Genomic DNA, 23,681 nt, shown 5'->3' on the forward strand with positions numbered 1-23,681 from the left:
CGTTCCCTTCCCGGCGATGCATCACAAGATCGGCGGCTGACCCGCTTATTTCAAGGAGAGCTTCATGACCCCCTTTTTGCGCCTTCCGCTTCTGACCGGTCTTCTCAGTGCAATCGTCGGTGTGCTGGCGCCCCTCGCTCTGGCCGATGAGCCGCAACATCTGACATCCGACTTGAAGAGCACGGACGGCGCCGTTCTCGGTACGGTCACGGTCACAAGCGCGCCCAAGGGTGTGCTCCTGCGGGTCGAGGCCAAGGGCCTGCCCGCTGGCTGGCATGGCATGCATTTTCATGAGAAGGGCGATTGCGGCGACGCCAAATTCGCCAATGCCGGCGGTCACGTCCACCGCGGCGACAAGGTCGTCCATGGTCTTCTCAACAACCACGCCAATGACGCCGGCGACCTGCCCAATGTCTTTGTCGCCAGCGACGGCAGCCTCAATGTCGAACTCTATTCGACCCTCTCGGCGGTGAAGGGCGGCCACCACCAAGCCAAGCTTGCCGATCAGGACGGCTTTGCCATTGTCGTTCATGCGGCCCCCGACGACTACACCAGCCAGCCCATCGGCGGTGCCGGCGCCCGCATCGCCTGCGCCGCCTTCAAATAAGCCGCCAGCGGAACCACCGCAGCATCCTTTGCGTTGCCAAGTGACAGTGCAAAGGAAACGGCAGCATGGATCAGGCTAAGAAATTTCAGGATATCGTCGCGGGGATCGACACGGTCATCCTGGTCAGCGCGCGTCGGGACGGGACATTGCATGCCCGCCCCATGGCGCTGGCCAAACTGGAACCGAACGGTCGCGCCTATTTCGCCAGTGCTATCGACAGCCCCAAGATCGCCGAACTCGACGCCAACCCGCAGGCGGTTGCAACGTTCCAAGGCGCGAAGACCTTTGCGACGCTGAGCGGAACAGTCGCGCTCTCGCGCGACGCCGGTCTGATCGACAGCCTGTGGCAGGATGATTGGGCCCCCTGGTTTCCCGGCGGCAAGACCGACCCGCAGCTCTGCATTCTGGTGCTCACCGGGACGATCGGCGAATACTGGGACAGCAGCGGATTAAAGGACGTCGCTTATCGACTGGCCGCCATAGGCGCGGCGATGACGGGTGGCGACCCAGCGCAACCCCGTGAAGACCATGGAACAGTGACCTTCTAGGGGGCTCTTGCTGCAAAGGCCCTAAACGCCGTCACCAGCTTAGGCGACGTCCATCAAGGAGCGGGCGAATTCCTGTGCGGCGAAGGGCTTCAGATCGTCCTGGCCCTCGCCGACGCCGATGGCCACCACGGGAAGGCCGAAGCGTTCGGCAAGAGCCACGAGGACGCCGCCTTTGGCCGAGCCGTCGAGCTTGGTGATGACCAAGCCACTCACCTGGCAGATCTGCTTGAAGATATCGACCTGGGAATGCGCGTTCTGCCCGACGGTCGCGTCCAGCACCAGCAGGCAATCATGCGGGGCGGATGGGTCGACCTTCTTGATGACGCGCACGATCTTGGCGAGTTCTTCCATGAGGCCCGCCTTATTTTGGAGGCGCCCGGCCGTGTCGATGAGGAGAAGGTCGATATCGCTGGCTTTGGCTTCGGTCAACGCATCGAACGCTAAACCCGCCGGATCGGCGCCCTCGCCGCGGGCGATCACCGGCACGTTGGCCCGTTCACCCCAGATCTTGAGCTGCTCAACCGCCGCAGCGCGGAAGGTGTCGCCGGCGGCCAGCATGACGCGTTTGCCTTGGCCCTGGTAGAGCCGCGCCAGCTTGCCGATGGTCGTCGTCTTGCCGGAACCATTGACACCCACCACCAGCACCACATGCGGCTTCTGCGTGATGACCAGCGGCTTGGCGACCGGATCGAGCAGCTTGGCGATCTCGTCGGCGAAGAGGCGGCGCACTTCGTCCGAGGTCACTTCCTTGTCGAAACGGTCCTTGGCCAGCGCCTTGGTGAGCTTCTCCGCCGTCGCCGGGCCGAGATCGGCCGCGATCAACGCCTCTTCCAATTCATCGAGCAGCGCCCGGTCGAGCTTCCGCTTGGTGAAGATGCCGGTGATGCTGTCGGTAAGCTTGGTCGAGGAGCGGCTGAGGCCGTCCTTCAGGCGCTGGAACCAGCCCCGCTTTTCGTTGCTGCTGCTGTTGGTCATGGGATCAATTCAAGAAATCAGGCGGCGGTAGCCGTGAGATGTTCGTCCGTCGCCCCGTTGATACGGGTTTCGATGATGGTGCCGGGCGGCACGCCGAAGCTCAAAGCGACGGGTGCGAAATGATCGCTGTGGCCGAAGGCGCGGCCGTCTTCGGATTTTTCCACCAGCACGCGGGCCGGTGCGCCCAGAAGCCGCGCGAAGTAGGCCTTCTGCCGCGCAAGGCCGCGGGCGCGCAAGACTTGCGCGCGCTCCTTGCGGATGTTCCCCGGCACCTGCGGCATCTTCGCAGCCGGCGTGCCCTTGCGCGCCGAATAGGGAAAGACGTGCAGGAAGGTGAGGTCGCAGTCGTCGATGAGGTGCAAGCTGTTCTCGAACATCGCTTCCGTCTCGGTCGGGAAGCCGGCGATGAGATCGGCGCCGAAGACGAGGTCGGGCCGCATCGCCTTCATCTCGCGCACGAAGCGGACGGCGTCATCGCGGCTGTGGCGGCGCTTCATGCGCTTCAGGATCATGTCATCGCCGGCCTGCAGCGACAGATGCAGATGCGGCATCAGCCGCTCTTCCGAGACGATGATGCGCTTCAGCTCGTCATCCACCTCGACCACGTCGAGCGACGACAGGCGCAAACGCGGCAGGTCGGGCACCAGATTGAGGATGCGGCGCGTGAGCGCCCCAAGGCTGGGCTTGCCCGGCAGATCGCCGCCGTAGGATGTGATGTCGACACCGGTCAGCACCACCTCGCGGACACCATTGGCGACAAGCGCGCGAATCTGCTCGACGATGGCACCGACCGCGACCGAGCGGCTGTTGCCGCGGCCAAAGGGGATGATGCAGAAGGTGCAGCGATGGTCGCAGCCCTGCTGGATCTCGACAAAGGCGCGGGCGCGGGCGGCGAATCCGGAAATCAGATGCGGCGCCGTCTCCGTCACCGTCATGATATCGGCGACCCGCACCACCGGCTCGCGCGAGAGGGAAAGGGCTGCAAAGCTCTCCGCCTTCAGCTTCTCCTCATTGCCAAGAACGGCATCGACCTCGGCCATCGCCGCGTAAGTCTCTGGCGAAATCTGCGCGGCACAGCCGGTGACGATGATGCGCGCCTCCGGGTTGAGGCGCCGCGCCTTGCGGATGGCCTGGCGCGCCTGGCGCTCGGCCTCGGACGTCACCGCACAGGTATTGAAGATGATGGCATCGCCCAATCCCGCGGCACTGGCGTGATTGCGCATGACCTCGCTCTCGAACGCGTTGAGGCGGCAGCCGAAGGTGACGAGCTGCGGCTCGCCGGGACGGCGCGCCTCCTCGACCGGGGCCAGAATTTCTTCTTCAGCCCGAATAGTCTCAGCCATGACCGTTCACGAGCGCATCGAGATCGATCTGGCCTTCATAGGACAGCGTCCACGGTCCCGTCATGCGGACATGGCCGTTTTCCAGCCATTCGATGGTGAGCGTGCCGCCATCGACGATGACCTCGCCCTTCCTTGACGTGAGGCCGCGCCGCGCCGCCGCGACCAGGGTTCCGCAGGCACCGGATCCGCAGGCCAGCGTGATGCCGGCGCCGCGCTCCCAGACCCGCATGCGGATGCGGTCCGGGCCGATGATCTGCGCGAATTCGATATTGGCCCGATTGGGAAAGAACGAATGGTTTTCAAGCTGCGGGCCGATCAGCGGCAAATCGATGGCATTAACGTCATCGACGAAGAAGACAGCATGGCTCGACCCCACATTGACACCGACGGGATCGGAAACAGGCCCCAGCGCCACCGGCATGTGCAGCGTGTCGCAAGCGGCAGCCACCGGAATGTCCTGCCAGTCGAGATGGGCCGGCCCCATATCGACCGCGATATGGCCGTTGCCGATCGCCTCGGCCGCAAGCAGACCGGAGACGGTCTCGATCACGACGTTGCCGTGGCCCTTTTCGCCCATGATGCGCGCGGCGATGCAGCGCGTGGCGTTGCCGCAGGCGCGCGCCTCGGAGCCGTCGGCATTGTGGAGTCGCATGAAGACGTCGGCCCCGGCTGAAACCGGGTTTTCCAGCGTCACCATCTGGTCGAAGCCGACACCCATATGCCGGTCCGCCAGGCGCTGGCGCTGCTTCACCGTCAGGTCCAGTTTCTGCTTGCGCGCGTCCAGCACGACAAAGTCGTTGCCAAGGCCATGCATCTTCAAAAACGGGACAATAGTCATGAAACGGCGCCAATCGGGCTGAAACTGCGTCGGATGAGGGTGGTTATGCCGCTCTCTGCCCCATCAAGTCCAATGATTTCAGGGGCATCGGGCCCTGCGCTGGCTGCAGGGCGGCATTTGCCAAACGCCATCAACACACTGATATTCATCAGGAAAATATCGCCCAATTGCAGCGGTTGACGCCTGCCCTGCCCCTCTGTATAACCCGCCGCCAATAGAAATTCCGACGTTTCACAGCAGGTATTGCTCCCATGGCTCATCATAAGTCCGCGGAAAAGCGCATTCGCCAGACCGTAGTTCGCACCGCGCGCAACCGCGCCAACAACAGCCGTTTGAAGACGGCCGTCAAAAAGGCCGAAGAGGCGATCGCTGGTGGCAACAAGGCCGCCGCCGAAGCCGCCCTGAAGGCCGCCCAGCCGGAACTCGCCCGTGGCGTCGTTCATGGCGTGCTGCACAAGAATACCGCAGCGCGCAAAATGTCGCGCCTGACCAAGGCCGTCCGCGCCCTCGCCTGAGACACAAGGCAAAGCTTCAGCCGCCACCCGCAAGGGCTTGGTAGTGCTCACAACAACCGCGGCCTTCCTCTCGAAGGCCGCGGTTTCGTTTGTGGGTTCTGGCGGTCTACGCCACCATCCGTTGTAGGCCGCACCCCGCCACCGGCGGCTGAATCTGTGTTGATTCGGCCACAGGTGCCTCCCCTTGAGTCGATTCCAATCCGTTCTCGATTCGGACTTGTTGCAAGGGTTAAAGCGCGCGCGTAGAGTCCCCTTCGGTCGCGGACAGGGCGTTGACCGAAGCTCCGAAAAGGGGCTTGATCACGGGAAAATTAGTCATAAAAAACAAAGACCTATGATGCGTGACGATACGTTCCATCATTGCGCCATCCATGGTTTCCGCAGCTTGCGCGCGGAGCCTGTGGATAACAGCCGGAAGTCTGGGATTATGACCCTTTCCGGCCCGCTTTCAGCGTCCGTTTTTCCCCGCCGAAGCCTGTGGCAGCCAAGTCACGGTTACATTGCGCGCCTCCACGGCATTCTCGCGCATTGGTTGCAGCCTTACGCACCAAACCCCAACGGTTTCGGCGTGCGGGCTTAAGTTATCTATCAAGACCGCCGCCGCTCCGGAAGCCACGCCCTGCGCCAGGGCGCGTGAGTCTCCGTGCTGGTGGTGGGGATGTTTTTTTCTGCGGGGTATGACGGTATGAGCCAATCTGGAAACTATGCAGGCGACGTGACGCCCCAAGCCGCCTGGGATGCGCTCCAGACCGATCCGAAAGCCCGCCTGGTGGACGTCCGCACCCAGCCCGAATGGAGCTTCGTGGGCGTGCCCAATCTCAGTTCCGTCGCCAAGAAGGTCGTCCTCGCCTCCTGGCAGGTCTATCCCGCCATGGCGGTCGACCCCGACTTTGCCGCCAAGGTGAAGGCGCAATTGGGCGATGCCGGCGGCCCGGTCTATTTCCTGTGCCGTTCCGGGGCGCGCTCGCGCGCTGCGGCCATCGCCATGACCGAAGCGGGGCTTTGCCCCTGCTTCAACGTGGCCGGCGGCTTCGAAGGCGACAAGGACGGCGACAACCATCGTGGGCGCATGAATGGCTGGAAGGCTTCCGGCCTTCCCTGGATGCAGGATTGACGCGCCTGATGAGCCGTAACGACGACATGAATGCGAATATGAGTGCTCTTGGGGGTAAAGCCATGATTGAAGCCGGCAGCGATTCGCTCCTCAACGCGCAATGGGCCCGAGTCCGCGGCCGCCTGCGTGCCGAGTTCGGCGAAGCCACGTTTCGCTCCTGGCTGAAGCCCCTAACGCTGGCCGGCCGCCGCGGACAGGATTTGCGCGTCGCCGTGCCCTCACGCTTCATGCGCGACTGGGTGGCGACGCATTACGCCGACCGCATCATGGCGCTGTGGACCTCCGAATGCCCGGAGATCCGCTCGGTCGAGGTGATCGTCGATGCGCGCGACGCCGCAGCAAGCGATGATTCGGCCCTCGACGATGCCATGATGGAAACACCGGTTGCCGGCGACCATGCCGCGCCCGCCGATGCGCTGCCGCAAATTGCCGGCGCCGCCATCAACGAGGCTGATGGCCTGGCCGAAGTCAGCGCCACGCTCGACCCACGCCTCACCTTCGACAATTTCGTCGTCGGCAAGTCGAACGAACTGGCCCATGCCGCTGCCTTGCGCGTCGCCGAAAGCGATGTTGTGCCCTTCAATCCGCTGTTTCTCTATGGTGGCGTCGGCCTCGGCAAGACGCATCTCATGCATGCGATCGCGCATCACATCAAGAAGAAGCAGCCGCAAAAGCGGGTGATCTACCTCTCGGCCGAGAAGTTCATGTACCAGTTCATCCGCGCTTTGCGGAACAAGAACACCATGGCCTTCAAGGAGCTGTTCCGCTCGGTCGATGTGCTCATGGTCGACGACGTGCAGTTCATCATCGGCAAGGAATCGACCCAGGAAGAATTCTTCCACACCTTCAACGCGCTCTTTGACCAGAACAAGCAGGTGGTGCTCTCGGCCGACAAGTCGCCCTCCGACCTGCAGGGGCTCGAGGAGCGCATGCGCACCCGCTTTGGCTGGGGGCTCGTCGCCGACATCCACCCCACCACCTACGAACTGCGCCTCGGCATCCTGCAGGCGAAGGCTGAAGCTGCGCCGATCGACATTCCGGGCAAGGTCCTGGAATTCCTCGCCCACCGCATCTCCTCCAACGTGCGCGAGCTCGAAGGGGCACTCACCCGCATCATTGCCCATGCGACACTGGTGGGGCGCCCCGTCTCGGTCGAATCCGCGCAGGAACTCCTGAAGGACCTGCTGCGCGCCAATGATCGGTCTGTGACCATTGAGGAAATCCAACGCCGCGTCGCCGAGCATTACAACATCAAGCTTGCCGATATGAGCTCGCCGCGCCGCGCCCGCCAGGTTTCAAGGCCCCGCCAGATCGCCATGTATCTCGCCAAGCAGCTGACCACCAAATCGCTGCCCGATATCGGCCGCTCCTTCGGCGGGCGTGACCACACGACAGTCATGCATGCCGTCAAAAAGGTCGAGGAATTGGCCTCTGGCGACATCTCCTTTGCCGAGGATATCGACCTCCTGAAGCGCATGCTGGAAGGCTGAATTTCGCCAAGTATTCTGCGGGGTTGCGGCCTCCTGCCGGTGGTTGGGAATCGGCACAAAACCCTGTTGCGCCGGGACTAACCTGCTATAATCCGCCACTTGCTGGGATTTAGGGGCCGATTCGGCCGTTTCCGCGCCTGTTTTTGACCAGGTGCGGGGGACCTTCAGGCAAGGTTGGAAAAGATCGGACCGACAGCGTCGGGCCGCCATCCCGCGACAGGTCGTCCGGGACGGGCGGAGCCGCCTTCGGCCAGAAACAGGGTTGAGTTAGGCCATGAAACTGACCATCGAGCGCGCCCTCCTCCTGAAGGCCCTGGGCCATGTGCAGAGCGTCGTCGAACGCCGCAACACCATTCCCATCCTCTCCAACGTGCTCATTGAGGCCAAGGACGGGCAGCTGGGGCTGACCGCCACCGACATGGACCTCGCCGTGGTCGAGAAGGTGCCCTCCGACATCGCCATCCCCGGCGCCGTCACGGTCTCCGCCCACACGCTCTACGACATCGTCCGTAAGCTGCCCGAAGGCGCCCAGGTGCAGTTCGAACTTGCCGCCGACGGCAGCCAGGTCACCGTGAAGGCCGGGCGCTCGCGCTTTGCCCTGGCGACGCTGCCCAAGGAAGACTTCCCGGCCATCCATGCCGGTGACCTCGCCCATAAATTTCCCCTCTCGGCCGCCGATTTGAAGGGTCTCATCGACCGCACCAAATTCGCGATCTCGACCGAAGAGACCCGCTACTACCTCAATGGCATCTATGTGCATGCCTATGCCGCCGGCAAGCAGACCAGCCTGCGCGCCGTCGCCACCGACGGCCACCGCCTGGCGCGGGTCGAGATGCCGCTGCCCGAAGGGGCCGAGGGCATTCCCGGCGTCATCGTGCCCCGGAAGATGGTCAATGAGGTGCGCAAGCTGATCGAGGATTTCGACGGCGCCGTCGACGTCTCCCTCTCCGACAGCCGCATCCGCTTCGCCTTTGCCGATGTCGTCCTGACCTCGAAGCTGATCGATGGCTCCTTCCCCGATTATCAGCGCGTCATCCCCACTGCCAATGACAAGGTGCTCGAGGTCGACCGCAAGGAGTTCCGCGACGCCGTCGACCGCGTCTCCACCATCTCCTCCGAAAAATCACGTGCCGTGAAGCTCAGCCTCAAGCCCGGCATGCTAACCTTGTCGGCCACCAGCGCCGAGAACGGCAGCGCCTCGGAAGAGATCGAGGTGAAGTATGACGGCCAGGCGATGGAGATCGGCTTCAACTCGAAATACCTCCTCGATGTCGCCGACGAGATCGAGGGTGAGGGACTGGAACTGAAGCTCGCGGATTCGGTTGCCCCGACTCTGCTGCGTGACATGGCCGATGCTCAGGCACTCTACGTGCTGATGCCCATGCGTGTTTGAGATGGGGCGTGTTTGAGATGGGGCGTGTTTGAGATGGGGGGCGCGTGAGGCAATGGCGGACGCCCTGCGCGGAACCGACCAGACCTCCCCGACGCCACGCAATGTGACGCAAGTGGCGAACGGCTTTTCGTATCTCTCGCTCACCTCCTTCCGTAATTACCGCGAGGTGAGCTTCGAAACCGGTCTCGATCGGGGCCTGGGTGCCGTCGTGCTGACCGGGCGCAACGGCGCCGGCAAGACCAATCTCCTCGAGGCGATCTCTTATCTCGCCCCCGGCTCCGGCCTGCGCCAGGCAAGCATCGCCGAGGTCGAGTTCCGCCAGAACGGAAACCACGCTGCCGCCAGCGCGCATCCGGAAGAATTCAGCCGCCAGGGCGGCATCGCCTGGGCGGTGCATGGCCGTTATCAAGCCCAAGGCGGCGAGCATGCGCTGGGCACGGGTCGCGATCCCCTGGCCTTCGCCCAGAGCGGCCGCGAGCGGCGCGTCTCGCGCCTCAATGGCGCCGCCATGCGCTCGCAGGCAAGCTTTGCCGAGATCCTGACCGTGCTGTGGCTGACGCCGCAGATGGACCGCCTGTTTTCGGAAGGCACATCCTCCCGCCGCCGTTTCCTCGACCGCCTGGTCTATGGCCTCGATCCCGCCCATGCTGCCCGCGTCGCTTCATACGAACAGGCGATGCGCGAACGGGCCCGGATCCTGCGCGGTGAAGCGCCAATGGCGTCTGGCACCGACATGAATGCCTGGCTCTCCGGCCTTGAGAGCGAAATGGCGGCGCAGGCCGTGGCGATCGCTGCCGCCCGCCTCGATGCCGCGGCCAGTCTCAACGCCGCCATGGCGGAGGGCATCGGCCCCTTCCCGCAGGCGGAACTGACTGTCGCCGGTTCGGTCGAAGAATCCTTGGGCACCCACTCCGCTTTGCAGGCGGAGGATTTGCTGCGCGATCGGCTCGCTGCCGCCCGTGGATCAGATGCCGACAGCGGCATAACGACGTGGGGCACGCATCGATCGGACCTTGTCGTAACCCTCTTCGGTCGCCATCTAGGAGGAGCACCCTTGCGCGCCGCCGATTGTTCGACCGGCGAGCAGAAGGCGCTTCTCATCGCCATCATCCTCGCCGAAGCGCGGCTCTCCACACGGCGGCGCGGCGAGCCGCCGGTCATCCTCCTCGACGAGGTGGCGGCCCATCTCGACAAGTCCCGGCGCGAGGCGCTCTTTGCCGAACTCCAGGCCCTCTCCGCCCAATGTTGGCTGACCGGCACCGAGCGCGACATCTTCCAGCCGCTTTCCGGCTGGGCCCAATTCATCACGGCCGGTGACGGCCGCCTGCAAAGCGACGCGTAAGACGGCGCTTTGCCAACCCCGTAATTTTCAGTGACGAGTAATTGACCATGAGCGACGAAACCAAGAACCAGAACCATGGCGGCGACGAATACGGCGCCGATTCCATCCGGGTCCTCAAGGGCCTCGATGCGGTCAGGAAGCGCCCCGGCATGTATATCGGTGACACCGATGACGGCTCGGGCCTCCATCACATGGTCTACGAAGTCGTCGACAACTCCATCGACGAGAGCCTCGCCGGCTGGTGCGACCGCGTGCTGGTGACGCTGAATGGCGACGGCTCGGTCACGGTGAACGATAACGGCCGCGGCATCCCCGTCGACATCCACAAGGAAGAAGGCGTCTCGGCGGCCGAGGTCATCATGACCCAGCTGCATGCCGGCGGTAAGTTCGACCAGAACAGCTACAAGGTCTCGGGCGGCCTGCACGGTGTCGGCGTCTCGGTGGTGAATGCGCTCTCGGAACGCCTCGATCTCAAGATCTGGCGCGACGGCAAGGAGCATTTCCTGCGCTTCCGCCATGGCGATCCCGAAGCGCCGCTTGCTGTCGTCGGCGATGCCAACGGTCAGCGCGGCACCGAGGTCACCTTCCTTGCCTCCAAGGAAACCTTCACCAAGACCGAATATGATTATGCGACCCTGGAACATCGCCTGCGCGAGCTGGCGTTCTTGAATTCCGGCGTGCGCCTCATCTTGACCGACAACCGCACCGTCGAACCGAAATCGGTCGAGCTGCATTACGAGGGCGGCATCGAGGCCTTCGTGCGTTATCTCGATCGCAGCAAGACGGCGATCCACAGCCCGGCCATCATCATCGTGGGCGAGAAAGACGGCATCACCGTCGAGATGGCGATGGAATGGACCGACGCCTATCACGAGACGATGCTGTGCTTCACCAACAACATCCCGCAGCGCGACGGCGGCACCCATCTGCAGGGCTTCCGCGCGGCGCTCACGCGCCAGGTCAACAAGTACGCGGAAGAAAGCGGCATCGCCAAGCGCGAGAAGGTGACGCTGACCGGCGATGACGCGCGCGAAGGGCTGACCTGCGTCCTTTCCGTCAAAGTGCCGGACCCCAAATTCTCCTCGCAGACGAAAGACAAACTGGTCTCATCCGAAGTGCGGCCCGTGGTCGAGAACATCGTCAACGAGCGCCTGGCGCAATGGTTCGAGGAACACCCGACGGAAGCCAAGCGCGTTGTCGGCAAGGCCGTCGAGGCAGCCGCCGCACGCGAAGCGGCCCGGAAGGCCCGCGATCTCACCCGCCGCAAGGGGGCGCTCGACATCTCATCGCTCCCCGGCAAGCTCGCCGATTGCCAGGAACGCGACCCGGCCCTCTCTGAACTCTTCATCGTCGAGGGTGATTCGGCAGGCGGGTCAGCCAAGCAAGGCCGCCACCGCAAGAACCAGGCGATCCTGCCCTTGCGCGGCAAGATCCTCAATGTCGAGCGCGCGCGTTTCGACAAGATGCTCTCCTCGGAACAGATCGGCACGCTGATCGCGGCCCTCGGCACCTCAATCGGGCCGGAGGAATTCGATGCCGCCAAGGCGCGCTATCACAAGATCATCATCATGACCGACGCCGATGTCGACGGCTCGCATATCCGTACGCTGCTCCTCACCTTCTTCTATCGCCAGATGCCGGAGTTGATCGAGAAGGGCTATCTCTACATCGCCCAGCCGCCGCTCTATCGCGCCGCCAAGGGCAAGACCGAGCACTATCTCAAGGACGACGCAGCCCGCGAAGACTATCTCATCACCTTAGGGCTCGATGGCGCCGTGCTGACGCTGGGGTCCGGCGCGCAGGTTGCCGGCGCCGATCTCCGCCGTGTCGTCAACATGGCAGCACAGGCCAAGCATCTGATGGAGCCGCTCATCCGCAAGGTGGGCTCGGTCAATGTCGTGCAGCAGACGGCGATTTTGGGTGGCCTCAATCCGCAGGCCGCCGCCAATCCGGAGCTTGCCGCGGCGATTGCCGCCAAGCTCGACACGCTTTCACCCGCAACCGAACGCGGCTGGTCCGGCCTCTCCGACAGCGAGGGGGGCCTTGCCTTCAAGCGGCGCCTGCGCGGCGTCACCTCGGGGCACATCATCGATGCCGGCCTCATCCGCTCGGCCGAGGCGCACCGCCTCGACCAGATGAAGGCGGATCTTGCCGAAAGCTTCAGCGGCGCCACCACCCTCACCGTCAAGGACCGCACCATCGACGTCCACGGCCCGATCGATTTGGTCGACACCGTGATCGAGATCGGCGGCAAGGGCATCGACATCCAGCGCTATAAGGGCCTCGGCGAAATGAACCCCGAGCAGCTCTGGGCCACCACCCTCGACCCCGCCGTCCGCTCGCTCCTCCAGGTGAAGGTCAACCATGTCGACGAGGCGGAAGAAATCTTCTCAACCCTGATGGGCGACCTCGTTGAACCCAGACGCGAATTCATCCAGCAGAACGCGCTGAACGTCGCCAATCTGGACGTGTAGGAGCCCGGAGGGGTGTACAGTCTATACTCCTCCGATCTTGCCATCGCCGAATATTTCGAGATTGCGCTACTCAACTGCGAGTTCGCTGTCGGCTTTGGCGTCTTCCGCCACGTCATACCCGGCTTTCCGCATGCGATTCAAGAATGGCCTTGCCTGACGTCCGATGCTCAGTTCGACCCCGTCTTCTTCTACCAAGTAGAAGCGGCCGGACCCTATAAGCCAAAGATACTTGTCAAACCCGTACAAGCTGATTTTGAAAGACGCCAGAAGCGGCTCCAATTTCATCAGGTCACGGAGTAACATGTAGTCGCTGTTGGCTGAACTTATCCGCAAGCGATGAGCAAGACGCTTTATATGAATATCAGGCTTTGGAAATTGCTCGTAGCCAAGCTCTTTGAGAAAGTCGCACGCAAGAGCAAGCCCAAAGCCGTCAATCTCTTCTGCAAGGACGAGGGGCAGCGCGGCGGCAGTATCGGGTGTCTTTGTGAAGGTCTCAATCCAACATATGAACTCTTGGGCCGTTCTAAAGCGAGAAATGAACTGCGATGCAGACATTACGCTCTTGCAGAACTGTGGCCATCTTGATCTTGGGTCATCTCGCTTTGCACCACCAACTTCGTCAGCCTTGCGAATATAGTCGAACAACTCATCGGAATTGCTCCAGGTAGATAGAATTTTTTCGGGCTCGAAATCCAAGAGCAGCTTGCGCAAGCCTTCCCATTTTCCTCGGACGGACCCTTGTATGACCCGGTTGGCGTCTTGTCGGTTTTGAGCGGAGAATAAAATTCCAGAAAGAAGCTCACTTATCTCATTTCGACTGTCCTTTTTCTCCGGCGTCATATGAAGACGAATTATCTCATCCGGACTCATTCGCGTGCGCCATCCGCCAGACGCGAGCTCGGCCGCGACACAAGCCGCCAGATGCTCATGTGCCTTTGCAACGATCATTCCAATCTGATCTTTGGTAATAGCTAGTTTCATACCCCCCTCCCTCCAAGAATCTCGACTGATTGCTTTCGCCTTCGTCAGCGGCTTTGCTTCGACGATTACTATTGCACGAATGATTTTTTTATAAAATACTTTAGCGTGCAATGTGAGAGACGACGATTTTCTCTAATATTGATATGCAAAGCTCACGTGAGATCGACTATGAAATTGGCTATGCCCCTCCGCCTTGCTGCCAGTCTTGCATGCCTTGCGTTATGCGCTTGCTCTTTGCCGCCTAAGGGTCTTGTTCCCGACAATACGTATGTCACACGCTTTGAAAACGTCGACTCTGCCTCAGAGGTTTGGACGCGTCTGCTCGAGATTCAGGCCGAAAGCGAAAAGACCGATATCAAGTCTCTGCCGGTTGCGTATCGTCAGTGCATCGGCGACCAGATCGTTAGAGTGTCCCCGCCGGAGTTGAATCGCCAGGTGGACAAGTTTGCAAAAAGCCATCTGTACGACGACTTCTACGACATGATTGGTCCGCTAAAATCATTCGGCGCAAGCTTTGAACGACAGCGCGGAATGAAGCTTTATCCCTATGCCTCCGCAGTTTGTGAAGGCAAAGGCGTCATCTATCCGGCAGGGGCGACATACCGCGAGATGCTGACCAATGGCATGGCCGCCAAGTGGAAAGCAGATGGCTTGTCGCGCGAGAAGCAACCGAAATACTTTGCTTGCATCGTCGACGAGACAATTGCCACTTTCACTGAAGCAGAGTTGAAACAGCTAAACGACTTTGCCTCTGATTCTAAGCGGACAAATCCCAAACCCGCAGAAGATGCCTTCGCAGCACGCGATAAGAGATTCGGCGGAAGCTCCGATGGCCAGGTTCTCGGCAAATGCGCTGTCAGTAAGGGGTCGTAGCGGGCAAATAGACGCTGTTTAGTATTTTGGCTTTCGCATCGGGAACACATCACCGACCGATTTCTAACGGTATGCGTGATTACAAATGCAGCGACGAACGCTAGCCGAGAGCGTGAGATGTCGCAGCCATCGCTTCGATGCGAGCCAACCCCTTCAACACCTCATCGCGGTTCTTCGCCAGCTTCATCCATGCCGGCAGGCGCACGAACATGGAGTGGTGCGTCGTCGCATTCGTGCGGCGGCGCTGGCTGGCGGTGACGTAGTCCTTCAAGAAACTAAGGTGCTCTTCGTTGTAGCACCAGAGCGGGCCAAAGCGTGTCTCGGCGACCAGCAGAAGCGCAAGGCCGAGATAAGGGTCGGTAGGCTCACCGGGCACGACGCCTGGCGACAGCACAGCAACGTTGCGTGTCTCCTTGTCGCATTGCGGGCAGCGCGCTTTCACATGTCGCGGTGACCTAGCGCCCGGCGCAAGGCGCCGTGCCGCCACCGACCAGCTGTGGCCACAGAACTGGCAATGCCGCTTGCCGCCGACAACCAGCGGCCCGAACCAGTCCTTGTCGGCGATCGACCCCGCCGTGCCACAGGAGCCACATCGGAAGTTCGCCCCCGCTTGCGCGCCATCGCGTTGCATCAGGACGATCCCCGGTGCCTGGCATTTGCGGCAACGAACGCGCACGCGCTCGGCAAAGCTCAGCAAAGCCCGCCCGTCATCGCGGAACTCGGCCTTGCTGGATGATGGGGAGGTGGGTTTAGCCATGACGGCAAGGCTCGGCCGCGTCGTTGCGTGAAAATCGAATGCCGAAATGTGGCACATTTCGCCAGCGCCAACCAGCACCGCTATTTGCAGCGCTGGCCGCGACATGCCACCATTGCCGCGACACTCTTTCACAACGGAAATCGTCATGCCGCTCGATCCCGCCGCCATCGCTTGCCTGCAACAAGTCTCCACCGCCACCCTCACCACGGTCCTTCTGAAGAAGGGCCTGCGCAATGTGTGGCTGCGGGGGACGAGGCCGCTGAAATCCGGGCAACCGCGCGTCGTCGGCCCCGCCTTCACCTTGCGCTTCGTGCCGGCGCGCGAGGATCTGGCGACGCCGGCCAGCTGGGCCTCGCCCATTTCCACGCGCGCCGCGATCGAGGACATGGCCGACGGCGTCGTGGCCGTGGCCGACGCCATGGGTATCACCGATGCCGGCATCTTCGGCGACATCCTCTGCGCCCGCATGGTGAAGCGCAACGTTGCGGGGCTCGTCACCGATGGCGTCATGCGCGATGCATCCGGGGTTCTCTCGACCGGTCTTCCGGTCTGGTGCGACGGCATTGCGGCACCACCTTCCGTCGCTGGCCTCACTTTTGTGGCCTGGCAGCAGCCCATCGCCTGCGGCGGCGTTGCCGTCTTTCCCGGCGACATCATCGTGGCCGATGACGATGGCGCCGTGGTCATCCCAGCGGCCCTCCTCGACGACGTGCTGAAGGAAGCGCCCGAGCAGGAGCGCATGGAGGCCTGGATCATGGCGGAGGTGGCGCGGGGCGTGCCGCTCCCCGGCCTCTATCCGATGAGTGCCGAAACCAAGGCGCGCTATGAGGCGGCGACGAAGAAGTAGCGCAGATGGGGATGGGGGGGGGCGCGCTAACCCGGCAGCAGCGCTGCTGCAAGGCTGGCCCTGGGGCTGTCGAGTGGCTGGGCGATGCGGCACAGCCTGCCGGCCGGTGCCATGGAGGCCTGCGCCAAAGCAATGGCACCAGCCCCTGCCGCGACACGCCTGTCTTCCGTGGCAATGGCGTCGGCCGCCGCCGCGATCATCGCCCCATAGCGGTCATGCGCGCCGGCCCTGAACGCGTCCCAGGCACCCGCCACCAATTGCATCTCCACCGCAGCACCCGCGACCTCGCGAAAGAGCGCCTCGGTCGCGGTGCGCGTACCGGGATAGGTATAGAGCACGACGACCCTGCCGCCACCCGCCCGATCCCGTGCCGCTTCGGCGAGCGCCCGGTCAATGCGCCGCACGGATACCGGCATCGGCAGGCGCAAGCGGTCGGCAATGGGGCCCAAGGTGGTGCAGGTGAGGAGCACGCCATCGGCGCCGTCGGCCGCCTGGCGAAGCGCGATCTCGGTCATGGCGATGACGTCGGGGGTCAATCCGCCGGCACTTTCAGCCGCCGCCAGCAGATCGGAGCGCACGACATGGCGCAGCGACAAATCGAACCCCGCGGAAGCCGCGTCAAAGATGGCGATGTTGCTGTCGGCAGAATGGAGGCAGGCGACGCGTCGCGTCACGATGCCTCGTCCTCATCTGCTGCGTCATCCACCTCACCCGCGGCGGCGTCGCGATCGGCGCCGTTCTTGACGGCGTAATGCTTGCGCTTGGCCTGGTACATCGAGGCGTCGGCCTGGGAAAGCGCATCGTCCGCCGATTGCTGGCCGTGGAATTCATGGAGGCCGACCGCGCAGGAAAGCTGGATCTCGTACCCGTCCCAGTTCAAGGGCGATGTACTGATGACCGAGAGCAGCTGGTTGGCCTTGTCTTGTGCCTGCGCCACGTCTGCCTGCGCCAGGATGACGCCGAACTCGTCGCCACCCAATCGGCCCACGACATCGGAATCGCGCACATTGTTGACCAGCAGGGTCGCAAAATGCTTCAGCGCCGCGTCACCGGCCGGATGGCCGAAGCGGTCGTTGATCTGCTTCATGCCATTCAAGTCGAAATAGAGCACCGAGCCCGGCGAGCCGTAGCGTTCGGAGAATGAGATGAGGCGCGTCAGCTCGCGCACGAAGGCGCGGCGGTTGGCAATCGGCAGCATGGCGTCTTCATCGGCCACGCGCTCCAGATGGCTGATGCGCTTCCTGGTGCGGTCGAGCTCGTCGCGCAGGCTGCGCACTTCATCGAGCAAGGCGGTGAGGGCCGCGCGCACATTGGGCGACAGTTCGTTTTCACTGAGTCCTAGAAAGGTCGCCTGGTCGACGGGGGCGGCTGAGGTGGCGGAATCGACGCTGGCCGCCGCGGCCGTCTTCGCAGCCTTGGCCACCTTGGAAACCGGACGGGCGCCGCCAGCGGGGCCAATCCCCGTCGGACCGCCAGCTCGATCTCTGATCTTCATTCCGCTGCCTTTCGCTCCGCCACAGGCCCCCCTGCTGGCGACCGATGTTGGCGACCCCGGGCCGCCCTCGCAATCTCTTTTTGGCTCCTGGCCCAGGCCGGCGCAGGGGTCAAAAAATGACGCCGAATCATGCGCATAACTCAGTTAAAGCGACGTTAATATCGTTGTCCCCACCGCTTGCCAAAGGTCGTCCCGTCCCTATAATCGCGGCCTTTCCAGCTGGGGTCAGAAAGGCGTAAGGCCATGGCAACAAAAGAGAAACGCAAGGCCGGGCCGGCTGGCGCCAGGGCGCGGACCAAGGCCCCCGCCGGCAAGATCAAGATGGGCAAAGCCAAAATCGGCATCATCATGGGCAGCCAATCCGATTGGGCCACCATGCGCCATGCCGCCGAAACGCTGGACGCCCTCGGCATCGCCGCCGAAACGCGAATCGTCTCCGCCCACCGCACCCCCAAACGCATGTTCGACTACGCCCAGAACGCCAAGGCGCGGGGCCTGCAGGTCATCATCGCCGGCGCCGGCGGTGCCGCCCACCTGCCCGGCATGACGGCGAGCCTTACTGAACTCCCGGTCTTCGGCGTGCCGGTCGAAAGTGCCGCCTTGAAGGGCCAGGACTCGCTCCTCTCCATCGTGCAGATGCCGGCCGGTATCCCGGTGGGGACACTCGCCATCGGCCGGGCCGGTGCGGTGAACGCCGCCCTCCTCGCCGCCGCCGTCCTCGCCCTCAACGACAAGGCGTTGGCCAAGCGCCTCGCCGCCTGGCGCGAAAGACAATCGACCGCCGTCGCCCATGAACCGACGCGTGAGGGCTGACAGGCGATGAGCGCTGAAAACGGTCAGATCCTGCCGCCGGGTTCCGTCATCGGCATCCTAGGTGGCGGCCAGTTGGGCCGCATGTCGGCGCTGGCCGCCGGGCGCCTCGGCTACAAGGTCCATATCTTCTCGCCCGAGAAAGACGGCCCCGCGGCGCAGGTCTCGTGGAAGAACACGGTGGCCGATTACACCGACCTCGCCGCCCTCGAAGCCTTTGCCAAAGCGGTCGATGTCGTGACCTTCGAGTTCGAGAACATCCCCGCCGCTTCGGCCGAGATCCTTGCCAAGGTGAAACCCACCCGCCCCGCCCCGCGCGTCCTCCACATCACCCAGGAACGCCTGCGCGAGAAGCGTTTCCTCGAAGGCATCGGCGTGCCGGTCACCGCCTTCCGCGAAGTCACATCCGCCGCTGAGCTCCCGGCGGCCGTGGCGGCCCTGGGCACCCCCTCGATCCTCAAATCCGCAAGCTTCGGCTATGACGGCAAGGGCCAGGTGCGCATCGAAGCCGGCATGGATCTCGACGACGCCTGGAAGAAGATGGGCGGTTCCATCGCCATCCTCGAAGGCTTCATCGATTTCGATTGCGAGATCTCGGTCATCGTCGCCCGCAACCCAGCGGGCGAGATCGCGCTCTATGAACCGGCACGCAATCATCACAAGCATCATATCCTCGACACCTCGACGGTGCCGGCCGGCGTCCCGGCGAAAGTCTCACACGCCGCCGAAGCCATCGCCCGCCAGATCGCCGCCGAGATCGATCTCATTGGCCTGCTCGCGGTCGAGATGTTCGTCACCAGGGACGGCAAGGTCCTGGTCAACGAGCTGGCCCCCCGTCCCCATAATTCCGGGCATTGGAGCCAGGACGGTGCCGTCACCTCGCAATTCGAACAGCATGTCCGCGCCGTCTGCGGCCTCACCCTCGGCAACCCCGCGCGCCATTCCGACACCGTGATGACCAACCTCATCGGCGACGAGGTCGAAACCTGGCCCCAGCTTCTCTCCGACCCGGATGTGAAGCTCCACCTCTACGGCAAGGCCGAAGCGCGTCCCGGCCGCAAGATGGGCCATTGGAACCGCATTCGGCCGAAGAGCTGAGAGATACCCCCCTCTCTAACTCTCCCCCTCAAGGGGGGAGAGGACTGCACCCAGTGCATTGATAGAGCCTTCCTTCTTTCCCCTCCCCCCTTGAGGGGGAGGGTCAGGGAGGGGGGTGGGCAACTGAAAAATCCCACCCAACAAAAACAAAAACCCCGCCGATGTTCTCGGCGGGGTTTTCAAGTTTTGGAGAAACTGAAAGCGGCGGCGACTTACATCGCGTTGGCTTTTTCGATGATGTCGTGGGTCCAGGCACCTTCCGGCTTCTTGGTGATGACCGGGTCGGAACCGCCCGACATCAGCGTCTCGACCGTGCGCTCGGCGGCGGCATCATCCAGCCAGCCGGTACCCTTCGGGTTCTTGCCGACCAGCTTGGCAATCTCCTTCATCATGCGCAGCTGATGCTTCTCGGTCTGGGCGCCGGTCGCGTCATTGGCGAGCACGATCTTGACCGAATCCTTCGGGTTCTTCACCGCCCAGTCCCAGCCCTTCTGTGCCGCTTTCACGAAGCGGGCGAGCTTGTCGACCATCGCCGGATCGGACAAGCTCTTATCGAGCGTGTAGAGGCCGTCCTCGAGGGTCGCCACACCTTCCTTCTCGTACTGGAAGGTGACCAGCTGCTTGGCTTTGAGCCCGCCATCGATGACCTGCCAATATTCGTTATAGGTCATGGTCGAGATGCAGGCGGCCTGCTTCTGCAGCAACGGATCGACGTTGAAGCCCTGCTTCAGCACCTTGACGCCGCCGGCCGAGCCATCGGTCTTGTAGCCGAGCTTGTTCATCCAGTTGAGGAACGGATATTCGTTGCCGCCGAACCAGACACCCAGCGTCTGGTCCTTGAAATCCTTCGGCGACTTGATGCCGGCGTCCTTGCGGCAGGTCAGCATCATGCCGGACTTCTGGAAGAACTGGGCGATGTTGACCAGCGGCACGCCCTTCTCGCGCGTTGCCAGAGCAGACGGCATCCAGTCGACGACCACATCGGCACCACCGCCAGCGATCACCTGGGAGGGGTTGATGTCCGGACCGCCCGCCTTGATCGTGACGTCGAGGCCGACTTCATCGAAGAAGCCCTTGTCCTTGGCGACGTAATAGCCGGCAAACTGCGCCTGCGTGACCCATTTCAGCTGCAGGGTCAGCGCATCCTTGGCCTCCGCCGCCGCGGCACCACCCAGCAACAGGCCGGCGATGACCGCCGAGCCGAACAGTTTCTTGAGCACCATTTTAAGCCTCCGTTTTCATTCGTTTGTTGTTGAACGCCCAAAGAACTCCAAAGAACCCGTTTGCCACCTCAGCGCCCCCGGAAGGACGCATGCCAGGAGGTGAAATGCCGCTCCAGCAGCGCCAGCACGCCATAGGAGATCGACCCGGCCAGGGCCGCCACCGCAATCGTCGCCCAGACCACATCGACATTCATGCGCGCCACCTCGACGCTGATCCTGAACCCCATGCCGGAAATCGGCGAGCCGAAGAATTCCGCGACGATGGCGCCGATCAGCGCCAGGGTCGAGTTGATCTTGAGCGCGTTGAAGATAAACGGCAAGGCGGCCGGCAGGCGCAGCTTGCATAACGTCGCCCAGTAGCCCGCGGCATAGGAACGCATCAGATCGCGGCTCATGTTGTCGGCGGCGTTGAGGCCGGCCAGCGCGTTCACCAACATTGGAAAGAAGATCATGAAGACGATGACCGCCGTCTTCGATTCCCAGCCAAAGCCGAACCACATCACCATGATGGGGGCGATGCCGATGATCGGCACGGCGGAGACCATGTTGCCCAAGGGCAGCAGCCCGCGTTGCAGGAACGGCACCCGGTCGACGATGAGGGCCGTGGCAAGGCCCAGCAGATTGCCGATCGTGAAGCCGGCAATCACCGCCTTCAGGAACGTCTGGCGGAAATCGTCGATCAATGTCGGCAATTCGCGGAAGAAAGCATCCCAAATCTGGCTCGGCGCCGGCAGCAGCACGCGCGGCACACCGTAACCACGACAGACGATTTCCCAGCCTAAGAGCAGGGCGCCGCCGAAGATTGCCGGTACCAGCCAGTTCGTGAGCTTGACGCCTCTGATGGCGCTGAGATTGCCAAGCAGCCACCACGCGGCGGCGGTCGCAACCACCAGCAGGACGCTGACCCAGGCTGGGACCGGCAGGGCGCCCGCCGCTTCCGCCACGCCGATGGCGTGAAGGCCATAGATCGCAACGCCCAGCAGCAGCAGGGCGGCAAGCAGGCTGTTGCGCAGGGCAGGCGTCGCTTTCATGCCCGCCCCCCCGCTAGTCGCAACACCAGCCGCTCGATGCCGCCGATGCCATAGACCAATACGGTACCCAGCAAGGCCGCCGCGAAGAGCGCCGACCAGATCTGCACCGTCTGGCCGTAATAGCTGCCAGAGAGCAGCCGCGCGCCGATGCCGGCCGCGGCACCCGTCGGCAGCTCGCCGACGATGGCGCCGGTGAGGCTGATGGCGACCGCTACCTTGAGGCTGGCGAAGAGGAAGGGCACGGAAGCCGGCACGCGCAGCTTCCAGAACACCTGTGCCGTGCTGGCGTTATAGGAGCGCATGAGGTCGAGCTGCATCGGATCGGGCGAGCGCAGACCCTTCACCATGCCGATGGTGACGGGAAAGAAGCAGAGATACATCGAGATGATCGATTTCGGCACCAGGCCGGTGATGCCGATATTCCCCAGCACGACGATGATCATCGGCGCGATGGCGAGGATCGGCACGGTCTGCGAGGCAATGATCCAGGGCATGAGTGAGCGGTCGAGGGTCCGGAGATGCACGATGCCGGCCGCCAGAATCATGCCGAGCACGGCCCCGAGTGCAAAGCCCACCAAGGTGGCCGATGCCGTGACCCCGGCATGGTAGACGAGGGATTTGTTGGAGGTGACCGGTTCGGCGAAGGTCGTGGCGACGAATTCCTTCACGATCTGATGCGGGCTGGGAAGGACAGGGCGTTCCATCTCCCAGGTGCCCTTCAGCACCGTCATGAAAGGCGGCTTCTCAACCGTGGCAGCCTGTGCCGGTGCGGCTTGGGCCGGTGCGACGTCGCTTTCGTCACTGCCGGCGGCATCTTCTTCGGGCGCCGCCTCGCCGGGTTCGGGATCGGCGGTTGCCGAATCATAAGACTGGCTCTCGTCGTCCTCGCTGCCCGCGTCGGCATTGTCGCTGCTGCCATTGTCGCCATTCAGCGCCGCTTCGGCCTCGGCCTCGGCCGCCTGGTCGGCTGCGGCATTCACCAGCCCGTCTTCGACCTGGGTCCAGTTAAGCCGGGCAGCGAGCCCGTACCACAGCACGATGATGAGTGCGACCACCGCCGCAACCGGCAGCGCCTTCTCCTTGAGGTCCCGAGCAACGCTGCTCATTTGACCTCGTCATAGGAATGGCCGGCCTTGAGCCCCAATCGGATGCGGTGCGCCAGTTCCTGCGCCTCAGGCGTCTCGCGTGTCTCCAGCGTCCGTACCGCCGGCAGATTGCTGTCGATCACATCGATGATGCGGCCGGGCCGGGCGCTCATGATGACGATGCGCGTGGAGAGCAGCACCGCCTCGTCGATCGAATGCGTGACGAAGATGACCGTCTTCTTGGTCTCGCCCCAGATGCGCAGCAGCTCTTCATTCATGCGGTCGCGCGTGATCTCGTCGAGCGCACCGAAGGGCTCATCCATCAACAGCAGATCGGGATCGAAGCTCAGGGCACGCGCGATCGAGGCGCGCTGCTGCATGCCGCCCGAGAGCTGGAAGGGAAACTTCTTCTCGAAGCCCTTCAAGCCCACAAGGTCGAGATAGCGCCGCGCCTTCTCGGCCCGCTCGCGCTTCGAAACACCCATGATCTCATGCGGCAGCTCGACATTCCGCTGGATGTTGCGCCAGGGATAAAGGGCTGCCGCCTGGAAGATATAGCCATAGGCGCGTTTAAGACGCGCCTCGCGCGGTGAGACCCCGTTCACCGTGACGGTGCCGGAGGTCGGCTGCTCCAGATCGGCGATGATCCGCATCAAGGTCGTCTTGCCGCAGCCCGACGGCCCGATGAAGGTCACGAACTCGCCGCGGCGGATCTGCAGATCGATATCCTGCAACGCCACGACCGGCGCATCCGGCGTCTCGAAAGTGAGCCCGAGCTTGCGGACGTCGATGACAGTGTCAATCATCGACACCCCCTCTCCCCGCAAGCGGGGCGAGGGAGT

The 23,681-nt window shown here is 63.1% G+C and carries 23 protein-coding genes; 12 read left to right on the top strand and 11 right to left on the bottom strand.

The genetic code is table 11. The features are described from left to right. The first annotated feature begins 64 nt into the window (after nt 1–64). Together SMD31_RS18595 and SMD31_RS18600 are read left to right on the top strand one after the other, a co-directional pair. Nucleotides 65–607: a superoxide dismutase family protein gene (locus SMD31_RS18595; RefSeq protein ID WP_320502428.1), complete on the top strand. Its 543-nt coding sequence runs from the start codon at nt 65–67 to the stop codon at nt 605–607. Between the two features lie 65 nt (nt 608–672). Then, nucleotides 673–1,155 carry a pyridoxamine 5'-phosphate oxidase family protein gene (locus tag SMD31_RS18600; protein ID WP_320502429.1) on the top strand — a complete coding sequence of 161 codons (483 nt, stop codon included), beginning with the start codon at nt 673–675 and terminating at the stop codon, nt 1,153–1,155. Between the two features lie 39 nt (nt 1,156–1,194). Here SMD31_RS18600 and ftsY read toward each other — a convergent pair whose 3' ends face one another. From ftsY to dapF, 3 genes are read right to left on the bottom strand one after another with little or no spacing between them, the layout of a single operon-like run. After that, complete coding sequence (gene ftsY, locus SMD31_RS18605; RefSeq protein ID WP_320502430.1) at nt 1,195–2,130, bottom strand: signal recognition particle-docking protein FtsY; 936 nt, start codon at nt 2,128–2,130, stop codon at nt 1,195–1,197. 17 nt (nt 2,131–2,147) lie between these two features. Then, nucleotides 2,148–3,473, bottom strand: coding sequence for a tRNA (N(6)-L-threonylcarbamoyladenosine(37)-C(2))-methylthiotransferase MtaB (gene mtaB, locus SMD31_RS18610; RefSeq protein ID WP_320502431.1), 1,326 nt, complete (start codon nt 3,471–3,473; stop codon nt 2,148–2,150). Beyond that, nucleotides 3,466–4,311 (bottom strand): diaminopimelate epimerase, encoded by an 846-nt coding sequence (gene dapF / locus SMD31_RS18615; protein WP_320502432.1) that lies wholly within the window; start codon nt 4,309–4,311, stop codon nt 3,466–3,468. Before dapF ends, mtaB begins: the two co-directional genes overlap by 8 nt. Nucleotides 4,312–4,562: 251 nt before the next feature. Here dapF and rpsT point away from each other — a divergent pair, with 251 nt between their 5' ends. The 6 genes from rpsT to gyrB all read left to right on the top strand — a co-directional run bounded on the left by rpsT (nt 4,563) and on the right by gyrB (nt 12,639). Then, nucleotides 4,563–4,826, top strand: coding sequence for a 30S ribosomal protein S20 (gene rpsT, locus SMD31_RS18620; protein WP_320502433.1), 264 nt, complete (start codon nt 4,563–4,565; stop codon nt 4,824–4,826). Nucleotides 4,827–5,511: 685 nt separating this feature from the next. Then, the gene (locus tag SMD31_RS18625) at nt 5,512–5,940 is read left to right on the top strand and encodes a rhodanese-like domain-containing protein (RefSeq protein ID WP_320502434.1); all 429 of its coding nucleotides are present in this window, start codon (nt 5,512–5,514) and stop codon (nt 5,938–5,940) included. 62 nt (nt 5,941–6,002) lie between these two features. Continuing rightward, on the top strand, nt 6,003–7,430 hold the full coding sequence (gene dnaA, locus SMD31_RS18630; RefSeq protein ID WP_320502486.1) for a chromosomal replication initiator protein DnaA: 1,428 nt from the start codon (nt 6,003–6,005) through the stop codon (nt 7,428–7,430). 274 nt (nt 7,431–7,704) lie between these two features. After that, nucleotides 7,705–8,823, top strand: a complete 1,119-nt coding sequence (gene dnaN, locus SMD31_RS18635; RefSeq protein WP_320502435.1) for a DNA polymerase III subunit beta — start codon at nt 7,705–7,707, stop codon at nt 8,821–8,823. A gap of 52 nt (nt 8,824–8,875) precedes the next feature. Beyond that, the gene (recF, locus tag SMD31_RS18640; protein ID WP_320502436.1) at nt 8,876–10,165 is read left to right on the top strand and encodes a DNA replication/repair protein RecF; all 1,290 of its coding nucleotides are present in this window, start codon (nt 8,876–8,878) and stop codon (nt 10,163–10,165) included. A 47-nt stretch (nt 10,166–10,212) separates the two neighbouring features. Beyond that, on the top strand, nt 10,213–12,639 hold the full coding sequence (gyrB, locus tag SMD31_RS18645; RefSeq protein WP_320502437.1) for a DNA topoisomerase (ATP-hydrolyzing) subunit B: 2,427 nt from the start codon (nt 10,213–10,215) through the stop codon (nt 12,637–12,639). 66 nt (nt 12,640–12,705) lie between these two features. Here the strand turns inward: gyrB and SMD31_RS18650 are convergent, their stop codons facing one another. Next, entirely contained in the window at nt 12,706–13,620 is a 915-nt protein-coding gene (locus SMD31_RS18650; RefSeq protein WP_320502438.1) for a hypothetical protein, read from the bottom strand. Between the two features lie 168 nt (nt 13,621–13,788). Here SMD31_RS18650 and SMD31_RS18655 point away from each other — a divergent pair, with 168 nt between their 5' ends. Beyond that, the gene (locus SMD31_RS18655; RefSeq protein WP_320502439.1) at nt 13,789–14,493 is read left to right on the top strand and encodes a hypothetical protein; all 705 of its coding nucleotides are present in this window, start codon (nt 13,789–13,791) and stop codon (nt 14,491–14,493) included. 100 nt (nt 14,494–14,593) lie between these two features. Here the strand turns inward: SMD31_RS18655 and SMD31_RS18660 are convergent, their stop codons facing one another. Then, nucleotides 14,594–15,397 carry a hypothetical protein gene (locus tag SMD31_RS18660; RefSeq protein WP_320502440.1) on the bottom strand — a complete coding sequence of 268 codons (804 nt, stop codon included), beginning with the start codon at nt 15,395–15,397 and terminating at the stop codon, nt 14,594–14,596. Here SMD31_RS18660 and SMD31_RS18665 point away from each other — a divergent pair. Then, nucleotides 15,396–16,097 carry a ribonuclease activity regulator RraA gene (locus SMD31_RS18665; RefSeq protein ID WP_320502441.1) on the top strand — a complete coding sequence of 234 codons (702 nt, stop codon included), beginning with the start codon at nt 15,396–15,398 and terminating at the stop codon, nt 16,095–16,097. The genes SMD31_RS18660 and SMD31_RS18665 overlap by 2 nt on opposite strands. 26 nt (nt 16,098–16,123) lie before the next feature. Here the strand turns inward: SMD31_RS18665 and SMD31_RS18670 are convergent, their stop codons facing one another. Continuing rightward, a complete protein-coding gene (locus tag SMD31_RS18670) occupies nt 16,124–16,771 on the bottom strand; it encodes a hypothetical protein (protein WP_320502442.1) in 648 nt (215 codons plus the stop codon). Further along, nucleotides 16,768–17,592 carry a GGDEF domain-containing protein gene (locus tag SMD31_RS18675; RefSeq protein WP_320502443.1) on the bottom strand — a complete coding sequence of 275 codons (825 nt, stop codon included), beginning with the start codon at nt 17,590–17,592 and terminating at the stop codon, nt 16,768–16,770. The genes SMD31_RS18670 and SMD31_RS18675 overlap by 4 nt, the downstream gene beginning before the upstream one ends. Nucleotides 17,593–17,913: 321 nt before the next feature. On the opposite strand from SMD31_RS18675, the gene purE reads away from it, so the two are divergent. Then, nucleotides 17,914–18,405, top strand: a complete 492-nt coding sequence (gene purE, locus SMD31_RS18680) for a 5-(carboxyamino)imidazole ribonucleotide mutase (RefSeq protein ID WP_320502487.1) — start codon at nt 17,914–17,916, stop codon at nt 18,403–18,405. A 6-nt stretch (nt 18,406–18,411) separates the two neighbouring features. After that, nucleotides 18,412–19,500, top strand: a complete 1,089-nt coding sequence (locus SMD31_RS18685) for a 5-(carboxyamino)imidazole ribonucleotide synthase (protein ID WP_320502444.1) — start codon at nt 18,412–18,414, stop codon at nt 19,498–19,500. A gap of 212 nt (nt 19,501–19,712) precedes the next feature. Here SMD31_RS18685 and SMD31_RS18690 read toward each other — a convergent pair whose 3' ends face one another. From SMD31_RS18690 to SMD31_RS18705, 4 genes are all read right to left on the bottom strand, one after another. Next, entirely contained in the window at nt 19,713–20,723 is a 1,011-nt protein-coding gene (locus SMD31_RS18690) for an ABC transporter substrate-binding protein (RefSeq protein WP_320502445.1), read from the bottom strand. 68 nt (nt 20,724–20,791) lie between these two features. Next, on the bottom strand, nt 20,792–21,754 hold the full coding sequence (locus tag SMD31_RS18695) for an ABC transporter permease (RefSeq protein ID WP_320502446.1): 963 nt from the start codon (nt 21,752–21,754) through the stop codon (nt 20,792–20,794). Next, nucleotides 21,751–22,860, bottom strand: coding sequence for an ABC transporter permease (locus SMD31_RS18700; protein ID WP_320502447.1), 1,110 nt, complete (start codon nt 22,858–22,860; stop codon nt 21,751–21,753). Before SMD31_RS18700 ends, SMD31_RS18695 begins: the two co-directional genes overlap by 4 nt. After that, entirely contained in the window at nt 22,857–23,645 is a 789-nt protein-coding gene (locus SMD31_RS18705) for an ABC transporter ATP-binding protein (protein WP_320502448.1), read from the bottom strand. The genes SMD31_RS18700 and SMD31_RS18705 overlap by 4 nt, the downstream gene beginning before the upstream one ends. Nucleotides 23,646–23,681 lie beyond the last annotated feature (36 nt).

The sequence above is a fragment of the Dongia rigui genome (genome assembly GCF_034044635.1).
Classification (GTDB): domain Bacteria; phylum Pseudomonadota; class Alphaproteobacteria; order Dongiales; family Dongiaceae; genus Dongia; species Dongia rigui.